This is a genomic window from Pseudomonas sp. NPDC087626 (genome assembly GCF_044743405.1).
GTDB lineage: Bacteria > Pseudomonadota > Gammaproteobacteria > Pseudomonadales > Pseudomonadaceae > Aquipseudomonas.
Genome location: NZ_JBIUWJ010000051.1, coordinates 1 through 11,505, shown reverse-complemented (window position 1 = coordinate 11,505; position 11,505 = coordinate 1). Strand labels below are relative to the sequence as shown.

General features: G+C 61.3%; 10 protein-coding genes. 6 read left to right on the top strand and 4 right to left on the bottom strand.

Annotation, left to right across the window (positions count from 1 at the left end; genetic code table 11):
- Positions 1-534: 534 nt before the first annotated feature.
- The 4 genes from infA to trxB form a co-directional block, all read right to left on the bottom strand.
- Complete coding sequence (infA, locus tag ACIOVD_RS26865) at positions 535-753, bottom strand: translation initiation factor IF-1 (protein WP_002553999.1); 219 nt, start codon at positions 751-753, stop codon at positions 535-537.
- Between the two features lie 111 nt (positions 754-864).
- Complete coding sequence (locus ACIOVD_RS26860; RefSeq protein WP_095165218.1) at positions 865-1,572, bottom strand: arginyltransferase; 708 nt, start codon at positions 1,570-1,572, stop codon at positions 865-867.
- A 29-nt stretch (positions 1,573-1,601) separates the two neighbouring features.
- Positions 1,602-2,312: a leucyl/phenylalanyl-tRNA--protein transferase gene (gene aat / locus ACIOVD_RS26855; protein ID WP_159996934.1), complete on the bottom strand. Its 711-nt coding sequence runs from the start codon at positions 2,310-2,312 to the stop codon at positions 1,602-1,604.
- Positions 2,313-2,373: 61 nt separating this feature from the next.
- Complete coding sequence (gene trxB / locus ACIOVD_RS26850; protein ID WP_159996932.1) at positions 2,374-3,324, bottom strand: thioredoxin-disulfide reductase; 951 nt, start codon at positions 3,322-3,324, stop codon at positions 2,374-2,376.
- A gap of 307 nt (positions 3,325-3,631) precedes the next feature.
- On the opposite strand from trxB, the gene ftsK reads away from it, so the two are divergent.
- The 6 genes from ftsK (at position 3,632) to cysG (ending at position 11,270) form a co-directional block, all read left to right on the top strand.
- Complete coding sequence (ftsK, locus tag ACIOVD_RS26845; RefSeq protein WP_401131170.1) at positions 3,632-6,037, top strand: DNA translocase FtsK; 2,406 nt, start codon at positions 3,632-3,634, stop codon at positions 6,035-6,037.
- Positions 6,038-6,095: 58 nt separating this feature from the next.
- Positions 6,096-6,719 (top strand): outer membrane lipoprotein chaperone LolA, encoded by a 624-nt coding sequence (gene lolA / locus ACIOVD_RS26840; protein ID WP_095165214.1) that lies wholly within the window; start codon positions 6,096-6,098, stop codon positions 6,717-6,719.
- A 162-nt stretch (positions 6,720-6,881) separates the two neighbouring features.
- Positions 6,882-8,204 carry a replication-associated recombination protein A gene (locus ACIOVD_RS26835; protein ID WP_401131168.1) on the top strand — a complete coding sequence of 441 codons (1,323 nt, stop codon included), beginning with the start codon at positions 6,882-6,884 and terminating at the stop codon, positions 8,202-8,204.
- Entirely contained in the window at positions 8,204-8,578 is a 375-nt protein-coding gene (crcB, locus tag ACIOVD_RS26830) for a fluoride efflux transporter CrcB (protein ID WP_095165211.1), read from the top strand. Before ACIOVD_RS26835 ends, crcB begins: the two co-directional genes overlap by 1 nt.
- 16 nt (positions 8,579-8,594) lie before the next feature.
- The gene (gene serS / locus ACIOVD_RS26825) at positions 8,595-9,875 is read left to right on the top strand and encodes a serine--tRNA ligase (RefSeq protein WP_320332599.1); all 1,281 of its coding nucleotides are present in this window, start codon (positions 8,595-8,597) and stop codon (positions 9,873-9,875) included.
- Positions 9,876-11,270, top strand: coding sequence for a siroheme synthase CysG (cysG, locus tag ACIOVD_RS26820; protein WP_095165209.1), 1,395 nt, complete (start codon positions 9,876-9,878; stop codon positions 11,268-11,270).
- Positions 11,271-11,505: the final 235 nt, after the last annotated feature.

Genomic DNA, 11,505 nt, shown 5'->3' with positions numbered 1-11,505 from the left:
TGCTTTGGCTCTTGATCTTTCGCCCCTTCGGCAGGCCGAGCGAAGGTGTCCATCAGGGGGATAGGCGCGTAGCGCCGTGCGGCGAAGCCGCACACATCGAGAGGAGGTGCAGCGAAGCAAACCGTAGGCGATGCCCCCTGATGGACGCCGTAGCGAGGGAACACTGAGCCTTAGCGAAGTGCCGTACGCCGGGGCGAAGCCTTTTGCTTACTTTTCGGCGTTTGGAAAAGTGAGTCGCTGTAAGAGCGAAACCGCCGGCGGCCGTAACCGCAGAAACGGATATACACGCAACCCAGCCCGCAAAAGCGCAACCGCCAGCAGCCGTAACCGCAGAAACGGATATATACGCAACCCAGCCCGCAAAAGCGCAACCGCCGGCGGCCGTAACCGCAGAAACAGATATATACGCAACCCAGCCCGCAAAAGCGAACCCGCCGGCAGCCGTAACCGTAGAAACGGATATGCACTCAATCTACGCAAACAACAGACAAACAAAAACGCCCGGCATAAACCGGGCGTTTTGTATTGACTTGATTAGCGAGCGCGGTAAGTGATGCGCCCTTTGCTCAAGTCATAGGGCGTCAGCTCGACGCGCACTTTGTCACCGGTAAGAATACGAATGTAGTTCTTGCGCATCTTGCCGGAAATATGCGCGGTTACGACGTGCCCATTTTCCAACTCCACACGAAACATGGTGTTGGGCAGGGTGTCGACGACAGTGCCTTCCATTTCGAAGCTGTCTTCTTTCGACATGCAGTAAAGCCCTCGGTGTCCAATGAATGGCCCGGTGCAACTGCGCCAGGCAAAAGCGGCGTGCATTGTGCCCGAAAAATGGGGTTTAAGCCAAGGGCTTTAGGGGTGACCCTAGTTCAGAACCACCCAGCGCTGGTTAATCAGCAGCTCTATGGGGCGATATTGGGTCTTGTAGTTCATTTTTTTGCAGTTCTTGATCCAGTACCCCAGGTACACCGCATCCAGCCCCAGGCGGCTGGCCTCGCCGATTTGCCAGAGGATCGCGTAGCGTCCCAGGCTGCGGCGCTCTTCTGCGGGCTCGTAGAAGGTGTAGACCGCGGATAAACCATTGGGCAGCAGGTCGGTCACGGCGATGGCCAGCAGCCGGCCTTCCAGGCGGAACTCGTAGAAGCGGGAAAAGGGCAGGTCGCGCACCAGGAAGGTGGAAAACTGATCGCGACTGGGCGGGTACATGTCGCCATCGGCGTGCCGTTGTTCGATGTAGCGCTGGTAAAGGTCGAAATATTCTTCGCTGAACCCTGGTTTGGCTGGGCGTACCTGCAAGTCGGCGTTGCGCTTGAAAATGCGTTTCTGCTGCCGGTTGGGGGTAAATTGCGCCACGGGGATACGGGCAGGCACGCACGCATTGCAGTTCTGGCAATGGGGCCGGTACAGGTGATCGCCGCTGCGCCGAAAACCCATTTCCGACAGGTCTGCGTAGACATGCACATCCATGGGCTGGCTAGGGTCGAGGAACAGCGTGGTCGCCTGCTCCTCTGGCAGATAGCTGCAAGAATGGGGCTGAGTGGCATAAAACTTGAGACGCGCCAACTCGGTCATGGATCAACCCTCGGGGGTAAGCCGTTCAATTAAGTGTAAGCCACAGGCGTCAAAGTCGCCTGATAAACCCATGTGGCGCGGTTGGGCTGATCGAGGTGGCGGGCCAGATAATCGGCGAACTCCCGGCGCGCAATCGAGCGGGCGCCCAGGCTGTGCAGGTGGTCGGTGGGCATCTGGCAGTCGATGAGGACAAAGCCGGCCTCCCGCAGGTGCTGCACCAGGCTGGCAAAGCCAACCTTGGAGGCGTTGTCGGCGCGGCTGAACATCGACTCGCCGAAAAACAACTGGCCCATGGCTAGGCCGTACAGGCCGCCCACTAGCACGTCCTGGTCCCAGACTTCCACGCTGTGGGCGTGGCCACGGGCGTGTAGCTCTCGGTAGGCGTCCTGCATGGCGTCGGTGATCCAGGTGCCGTCGGCATAGTCCCGGGGCGCTGCGCAGGCGCTGATCACGGCGGCGAAGTCCTGGTCGAACGTCACCCGGTAGCGTTGCTGGCGCAGCAGTTTGCCGAGGCTGCGCGAGATATGCAGTTCGTCGGGAAACAACACCGTGCGCGGATCGGGAGACCACCACAGGATCGGCTGGCCTTCGGAAAACCAGGGGAAGCAGCCGTGGCGATAGGCTTGGACCAGGCGATCGGCAGACAGATCGCCACCGGCGGCGAGCAAGCCGTTGGGCTCGCGCATGGCTTTTTCCAGCGGTGGGAAATTCAGGGAGTCGCGTTGTAACCAGGTCAGCATGGTATCCAGCTTGCAGTAGGGGAGGGCAGCGGCAGCGCCGGGCTGCCGCTCATCATCCGGGTCAGTTGTCGTCGAGGTATTTTTCAGCGTCCAGCGCCGCCATGCAACCCGCGCCGGCAGATGTCACTGCCTGGCGGTACACATGGTCGGCTACGTCGCCTGCGGCAAACACCCCGGCAATCGCGGTGGCGGTGGCATTGCCCTCACTGCCGCCCTGGACCCGCAAGTAGCCATCATGCATCGGTAACTGGCCCTGGAACAGCTCGGTATTGGGTTTGTGGCCAATAGCAATGAAGACTCCGGCCAGGGGCAGCTCACGGGTTTGCCCGCTCAGGCTGTCCCGCAGGCGGGCGCCGGTCACGCCGCTGGCATCGCCGAGGACTTCGTCCAGGTTCTGGTTCCAGTGCAGGCGGATATTGCCGTTGGCGGCTTTTTCGAACAATTTGTCCTGGAGGATTTTTTCCGAACGCAACTTGTCGCGACGGTGAATCAGGTGCACTTCCCGGGCAATGTTGGACAGATACAAAGCCTCCTCGACCGCCGTATTGCCGCCACCCACGACGGCGACCACTTGGTTGCGATAGAAGAACCCGTCGCAGGTCGCGCAGGCCGAGACCCCCTTGCCGGCAAAGGCCTCTTCCGACGGCAGTCCCAGGTACTGCGCCGAGGCGCCAGTGGCGATGATCAAGGCATCGCAGGTGTAGGTGGCGCTGTCGCCAATCAGCTGGAACGGGCGTTGCTGCAACTTGGCGGTATGGATGTGGTCGTAGACGATCTGTGTGTCAAAACGCTCGGCGTGTTTTTGCATGCGTTCCATGAGTGCCGGGCCGGTCAGGCCTTCGACGTCGCCGGGCCAGTTGTCGACTTCGACCGTAGTGGTGAGCTGGCCACCAGCCTGCATGCCGGTGATGACCACGGGTTTGAGGTTGGCGCGGGCGGCATAAACGGCAGCGCTGTAACCGGCAGGACCGGAACCCAGAATGATCAGGCGTGAATGCTTCGCATCGCTCATAAAAACACCTCATAAGCCTTTGTCACAAAAGACAATGCATGCTCAAATTGAATCGCGTGCCAGAGACTTCTGGCTATGCTGTAGCCATGGACTTGAAGCATGGCATCGGCCGTACAAACCCGTACAATGCAAGGCTGTAACAATGCTTTACGGAAAAAAGCACAGCGTGCCGTGTTTATAAAAACCCAAGCGCAGTGTTAAAAGTAGTCCCAGTTGCGCCTCTACACTTTTTTACCTGCCTGGATTGGGCAGTTTTTTATAGTCATTCAACAGATGGACGCGCCCCTGGCGCAGGAAAAGTAGCGTTTTGAAGAAATCCACCGCAGCACCTAAACCAGTCGTTCCGCTTTGGCGTCAACACCTGCACTACCGACTCAAGGAAGGTGCGTTGATCGCCATCGGGGCCTTGTGCCTGTTCCTGATGATGGCCTTGCTGACCTATGGCAAGGACGATCCGGGCTGGAGCCACAACAGCAAGATCGACGACGTGCAGAACTTCGGCGGCCCGGCGGGCTCCTACAGCGCCGACATCCTGTTCATGGTGCTGGGGTATTTCGCCTATATCTTCCCGCTGTTGCTGGCGATCAAGACCTATCAGATCTTCCGCCAGCGCCACGATCCGTGGGAGTGGAGCGGCTGGCTGTTCTCCTGGCGCCTGATTGGCCTGGTGTTCCTGGTGTTGTCGGGCGCAGCCCTGGCCCACATCCATTTCCATGCCCCCACCGGCTTGCCGGCCGGCGCCGGTGGTGCGCTGGGCGAAAGCCTGGGCGAGTTGGCCAAGAATGCGCTGAACATCCAGGGCAGCACCCTGATGTTCATTGCGCTGTTCCTGTTCGGCCTGACCGTGTTTACCGACCTGTCGTGGTTCAAGGTGATGGACCTCACCGGCAAGATCACCCTCGACCTGTTCGAACTGTTCCAGGGGGCCGCCAATCGCTGGTGGGCCGCGCGTACCGAGCGCAAGCAACTGGTCGCGCAATTGCGTGAAGTGGATGATCGGGTGCATAACGTCGTGGCACCGACCGTGACCGACAAACGCGAGCAGGCCAAGGTCAAGGAGCGCTTGATCGAGCGCGAGCAGGCCCTGAGCAAGCACATGTCCGAACGCGAGAAACAGGTCCCGCCGGTGATCGCCCCGGCGCCACCGAAACCCGCCGCCCCAAGCAAGCGCGTGGAGAAAGAGAAGCAGGCGCCGTTGTTCGTCGACAGCGCCGTGGAAGGCACCTTGCCGCCGATCTCTATTCTCGACCCGGCGGAAAAGAAACAACTCAACTATTCGCCTGAGTCGCTGGCGGCGGTCGGGCATCTGCTGGAAATCAAACTCAAGGAGTTCGGGGTCGAGGTCTCGGTGGACTCGATTCACCCGGGTCCGGTGATTACCCGCTACGAAATCCAGCCGGCGGCGGGGGTCAAGGTCAGCCGTATTTCCAACCTGGCGAAAGACCTCGCGCGCTCGTTGGCAGTGACCAGTGTGCGGGTGGTGGAAGTGATTCCGGGCAAGACCACGGTCGGTATCGAGATTCCCAACGAAGACCGGCAGATCGTGCGCTTCTCCGAAGTGCTGTCGACCCCGGAATACGACAACTTCAAGTCGCCGGTGACCCTGGCCCTGGGCCACGACATCGGCGGCAAGCCGATCATCACCGACCTGGCCAAAATGCCGCACCTGCTGGTGGCCGGTACCACCGGTTCCGGTAAGTCGGTGGGGGTCAACGCAATGATCCTGTCGATCCTGTTCAAGTCCGGTCCGGAAGACGCCAAGCTGATCATGATCGACCCGAAAATGCTTGAATTGTCGATCTACGAAGGCATTCCGCACCTGCTCTGCCCGGTGGTCACCGACATGAAGGACGCCGCCAACGCCCTGCGCTGGAGCGTCGCCGAGATGGAGCGGCGCTACAAGCTGATGGCCAAGATGGGGGTGCGTAACCTGTCCGGTTTCAACCAGAAGGTGCGCGAGGCGCAAGAAGCTGGCACGCCGTTGACCGACCCACTGTACAACCGCGAAAGCATTCACGACGAAGCGCCGCTGCTGACCAAGCTGCCGACCATCGTCGTGGTCGTCGACGAATTCGCCGACATGATGATGATCGTCGGCAAAAAGGTTGAAGAACTCATCGCCCGTATCGCGCAGAAAGCCCGTGCGGCCGGTATCCACCTGATTCTCGCGACCCAGCGTCCATCGGTGGACGTGATCACCGGTCTGATCAAGGCCAACATCCCGACGCGCATGGCGTTCCAGGTGTCGAGCAAGATCGACTCGCGGACCATCATCGACCAGGGCGGCGCCGAGCAACTGCTGGGCCACGGTGACATGCTCTACATGCCACCTGGCACCAGCCTGCCAATCCGGGTGCACGGTGCGTTCGTTTCCGATGACGAGGTTCACCGCGTGGTGGAGGCCTGGAAATTGCGCGGCGCTCCGGAATACAACGACGACATCCTCGCCGGTGTCGAAGAAGCCGGCAGCGGCTTTGAAAATGGCGGCGGCGGTGGTGACGATGACGCCGAAACCGATGCGCTCTACGACGAAGCCGTGCAGTTCGTGCTTGAAAGCCGCCGCGCGTCCATCTCGGCGGTGCAGCGCAAGCTCAAGATCGGCTACAACCGTGCGGCGCGCATGATCGAAGCCATGGAAATGGCCGGGGTCGTGACCTCCATGAATACCAACGGCTCGCGTGAAGTCCTGGCCCCTGGCCCGGTGCGCGACTGATCAGTGCCGCGTGACCTCACGCGGCACGTCATTCAAACGAATCTCTATGAGGACTCCCATGCGTCTTATCCGCATGTTGCTGTTGCCGGTACTGGCTTTCACCACCCTCTCGGCCCATGCCGATGACAAGGACGTGGCGCGTCTGACTCAACTGCTGGAAAAGTCCCAGACCCTGAGTGCGCGTTTCTCCCAGCTGACCCTCGACGGCAGCGGTACCCAGTTGCAGGAAACCACCGGCCAGATGTCGCTGCAGCGCCCGGGCCTGTTCTACTGGCACACCGATGCGCCGCAGGAACAGTTGATGGTCTCCGATGGCAAGAAGGTCTCCCTGTGGGACCCGGACCTGGAGCAGGTCACCATCAAGACCCTCGACCAGCGCCTGACCCAGACCCCGGCGCTGCTGCTCTCAGGTGATGTGTCGAAGATCAGCCAGAGTTTTGATATCAGTGCCAAGGAAGCCGGCGGCGTGATCGATTTCACCCTCAAGCCGAAAACCAAGGACACCCTGTTCGACAACCTGCGCCTGTCGTTCCGTAATGGCCTGGTCAACGACATGCAACTGATCGACAGCGTCGGCCAGCGCACCAATATCCTGTTCACCGGTGTGAAAGCCAACGAGCCGATCCCGGCATCCAAGTTCAAGTTCGACATCCCCAAGGGTGCCGATGTGATCCAGGAATAACCAGCCGCAAAACGCCTGTGGGAGCGGGCTTGCCCGCGATGGCGCCGGTACATCCAGCATTGATGTGACTGATGCGCCGCTTTCGCGGGCGAGCCCGCTCCCACAGGGATTGTGTTGTCAAGCACATCGACGTCAGGCCCCAGTGAGGTTTCAAACGTAGTCATGGATCTGTTTCGAAGTGCCCCGATCGCTCAGCCACTGGCCGCTCGCTTGCGCGCGGCGAACCTGGATGAGTACGTCGGCCAGGAACACCTGCTGGCCCGCGGCAAGCCCCTGCGCGAGGCGCTGGAGCAGGGTGCCCTGCATTCGATGATCTTCTGGGGACCGCCGGGTGTGGGCAAGACCACCCTGGCGCGTTTGCTCGCGGAAGTTTCGGATGCACACTTCGAAACGGTTTCGGCGGTGCTGGCCGGGGTCAAGGAGATCCGCCAGGCAGTGGAAGTGGCCAAGCAGCAGGCTGGGCAATACGGCCGCCGCACCATCTTGTTCGTCGACGAAGTGCATCGCTTCAACAAGTCGCAGCAGGATGCGTTCCTGCCCTATGTCGAGGACGGCACGCTGATTTTCATCGGCGCGACCACGGAAAACCCTTCGTTCGAACTCAATAACGCTTTGCTGTCGCGGGCACGCGTGTACGTGCTTAAAAGCCTCGACGAGACGGCCCTGCGCAAGCTGGTGCAGCGCGCGCTGACCGAAGAGCGGGGCCTGGGCAAGCGCAACCTGAGCCTCAGCGACGAAGGCTTCCAGATGCTGCTGTCGGCCGCCGACGGCGATGGTCGGCGCCTGCTCAACCTGCTGGAAAACGCCTCGGACCTGGCTGAAGACAACAGCGAAATCGGCACCGACCTCCTGCAAAGCTTGCTCGGTGACACTCGTCGTCGTTTCGACAAGGGCGGTGAAGCCTTCTACGACCAGATTTCCGCTTTGCACAAATCGGTACGTGGCTCCAACCCCGACGGCGCGCTGTACTGGTTCGCGCGCATGATCGACGGCGGGTGCGACCCGCTGTACCTGGCCCGGCGCGTGGTGCGCATGGCCAGCGAAGACATCGGCAATGCCGACCCGCGCGCCCTCAGCCTGTGCCTGGCAGCGTGGGAAGTGCAGGAGCGCCTGGGCAGCCCCGAAGGCGAACTGGCGGTGGCCCAGGCCATCACCTACCTGGCTTGCGCACCGAAAAGCAACGCGGTGTACATGGGCTTCAAGACTGCCCTGCGTGCCGCTGCCGAGCACGGTTCGCTGGAAGTGCCCCTGCACCTGCGCAATGCGCCGACCAAGCTGATGAAGCAATTGGGCTATGGTGACGAATACCGCTACGCCCACGACGAACCGGATGCTTATGCCGCCGGGGAAGACTATTTCCCGGAAGAGCTCGCGCCGATCCCGTTCTATCAACCGGTGCCCCGTGGCCTGGAGTTGAAAATCGGCGAGAAGCTCAATCACTTGGCAAAACTCGACCGTTTAAGCCCTAGGCAGCGGAGAAAATAGTGCTTGCACTGATTGTTGCGGTTTCCGTCGGCGGGGTGGCCGGCACGTTATTGCGCTTTGCCACCGGCAACTGGATCAACGCCAATTGGCCGCGGCACTTCTATAGCGCGACGCTGGCCGTTAATATCGTGGGCTGTCTGCTGATTGGCATTTTGTACGGCCTGTTTTTGACTCGCCCGGAAGTACCCCTGGAGGTGCGCGCCGGGTTGATGGTTGGCTTTCTTGGCGGCCTGACGACTTTTTCATCCTTTTCACTGGATACGGTGCGCTTGCTGGAAAGCGGGCAAGTGCCGCTGGCCCTGGGCTACGCGGCCATCAGCGTATTCGGCGGGCTGCTCGCGACCTGGGCTGGCCTGTCCCTGACCAAACTTTGATAAACGAGAGACCGACATGCTCGATTCCAAACTGTTACGTAGCAACCTTCAGGACGTAGCGGACCGCCTGGCATCCCGTGGTTTTGTGCTGGATGTCGCGCGCATCGAAGCGCTGGAAGAACAGCGCAAGACCGTCCAGACCCGCACCGAAGCACTGCAGGCTGAACGTAACGCGCGTTCCAAATCCATCGGTCAGGCCAAACAGCGCGGCGAAGACATCGCACCGTTGATGGCCGACGTCGAGCGCATGGCCAACGAACTGGGGGCCGGCAAGGTCGAGCTGGACGCGATCCAGACCGAGCTGGATGGCATCCTGCTGGGCCTGCCGAACCTGCCGCATGAGTCGGTGCCGGTAGGCGCAGACGAAGACGGCAACGTCGAAGTGCGTCGCTGGGGCACCCCGGCCACCTTCGATTTCGAGGTCAAGGACCACGTCGCCCTGGGCGAGAAGTTCGGCTGGCTCGACTTTGAAACCGCCGCCAAGCTGTCCGGTGCCCGTTTTGCCCTGCTGCGCGGACCGATTGCCCGTCTGCACCGCGCCCTGGCGCAGTTCATGGTCAACCTGCACACCACCGAACACGGTTACGAAGAGGCCTACACCCCTTATCTGGTGCAAGCGCCGGCCCTGCAAGGCACTGGGCAACTGCCGAAGTTCGAGGAAGACCTGTTCAAGATCAGCCGCGAAGGCGAGGCCGATCTGTACCTGATCCCGACTGCCGAAGTGTCGCTGACCAACATCGTCGCCGGCGAAATCGTCGATGCCAAGCTGCTGCCGATCAAGTTCGTCGCGCACACCCCGTGCTTTCGCAGTGAAGCCGGTGCCTCGGGTCGTGATACCCGCGGGATGATTCGCCAGCACCAGTTCGACAAGGTTGAAATGGTCCAGATCGTCGAGCCGTCGACCTCGATGGAAGCCCTCGAAGGCCTCACCGCCAACGCCGAGAAGGTCCTGCAATTGCTGGAACTGCCTTACCGCACCCTGGCGCTGTGCACCGGCGACATGGGCTTCAGCGCCGTCAAGACTTACGACCTGGAAGTGTGGATTCCGAGCCAGGACAAATACCGCGAGATTTCCTCGTGCTCCAACTGCGGTGATTTCCAGGCCCGACGCATGCAAGCGCGTTTCCGTAACCCGGAAACCGGCAAGCCTGAGCTGGTGCACACCTTGAACGGTTCTGGCCTGGCAGTCGGTCGGACCCTGGTGGCGGTGCTGGAAAACTACCAGCAGGCCGACGGTTCGATCCGCGTGCCAGACGTGCTGAAACCCTACATGGGTGGCCTTGAGGTCATCGGCTAAATGAAATATCTGCCACTGTTTCACAACCTGCGCGGTAGCCGTGTGCTGGTGGTCGGTGGAGGGGAGATTGCCTTGCGCAAATCCCGCCTGCTGGCCGATGCCGGTGCGCTGCTGCGGGTCGTTGCACCCGAGATCGAAGTCCAGCTGCGTGAGCTGGTGCAAAACAGTGGCGGCGAACTGCTGGTGCGCGGCTATCAGGAATCGGACTTGGATGGCTGCGGGCTGATCATTGCCGCTACCGATGACGAAACCTTGAACGCGCAAGTCTCCGCCGATGCCCATCGGCGTTGCCTGCCGGTCAATGTGGTGGACGCGCCTGCCCTGTGCAGCGTGATCTTCCCAGCGATCGTCGACCGTTCGCCGCTGATCATTGCGGTGTCCAGCGGCGGTGATGCACCGGTGCTGGCGCGGCTGATCCGGGCCAAGATCGAAACCTGGATTCCGTCGACCTACGGCCAGTTGGCAGGCTTGGCGGCGCGTTTCCGTGACCAGGTCAAAGGCCTGTTCCCGGACGTGCAGCAACGCCGTGGCTTCTGGGAAGACGTGTTCCAGGGACCGATCGCCGATCGGCAACTGGCCGGGCAGGGCGCCGAGGCCGAACGCTTGCTGCAAGCCAAGCTGGCGGGTGAAGCCAGCGTGACTACCGGCGAGGTGTATCTGGTGGGCGCGGGCCCGGGTGATCCGGACCTGTTGACCTTCCGCGCCCTGCGCCTGATGCAGCAGGCGGACGTGGTGCTGTACGACCGCCTGGTGGCGCCAGCGATTCTCGAACTCTGTCGGCGCGACGCCGAGCGTGTCTACGTCGGCAAGCGTCGCGCCGATCACGCAGTGCCCCAGGACCAGATCAACCAGCAACTGGTGGACCTGGCTCGGCAAGGCAAGCGTGTGGTGCGACTCAAGGGTGGCGATCCGTTCATCTTTGGGCGCGGCGGCGAAGAAATCGAAGAGCTGGCGGCCCAGGGCATCCCGTTCCAGGTGGTGCCGGGAATTACCGCTGCCAGCGGTTGCGCAGCCTACGCCGGGATTCCCTTGACCCACCGTGATTACGCGCAATCCGTGCGGTTTGTCACCGGTCACCTGAAGGACGGCACCAGCGACCTGCCGTGGAGCGACCTGGTCGCACCGGCCCAGACCCTGGTGTTCTACATGGGCCTGGTGGGCTTGCCGATCATCTGCGAGCAGTTGATCAAGCACGGCCGTGGCGCGGACACGCCAGCGGCGTTGATCCAGCAGGGCACTACCGCTAACCAGCGAGTCTTCACTGGCACCCTGGCCGACCTGCCACGCCTGGTGGCGGAGCATGAAGTGCATGCGCCGACCCTGGTGATCGTGGGAGAGGTGGTGCAGCTGCGTGAGAAACTGGCATGGTTTGAAGGGGCGCAGGCGCAGGTCTGAAGTCCGCGTTGCCAATATCGCGGGCATCCGCGCCCACAGATGACTTGTGCTGGACACAAATCCCCTGTGGGAGCGGGCTTGCCCGCGATGGGCATAGCTATCTACACAACGTTTTAGCGGTCTCTGGGTCGGGCGGGGTGTTGGATTAGACCGAGTACATATCCATTTCTTCGGTAACGGCCTCCTATGGTTCCGCTTTTACAGCGGCTCACTTTTGGAGGAGCCCAAAAGTAAG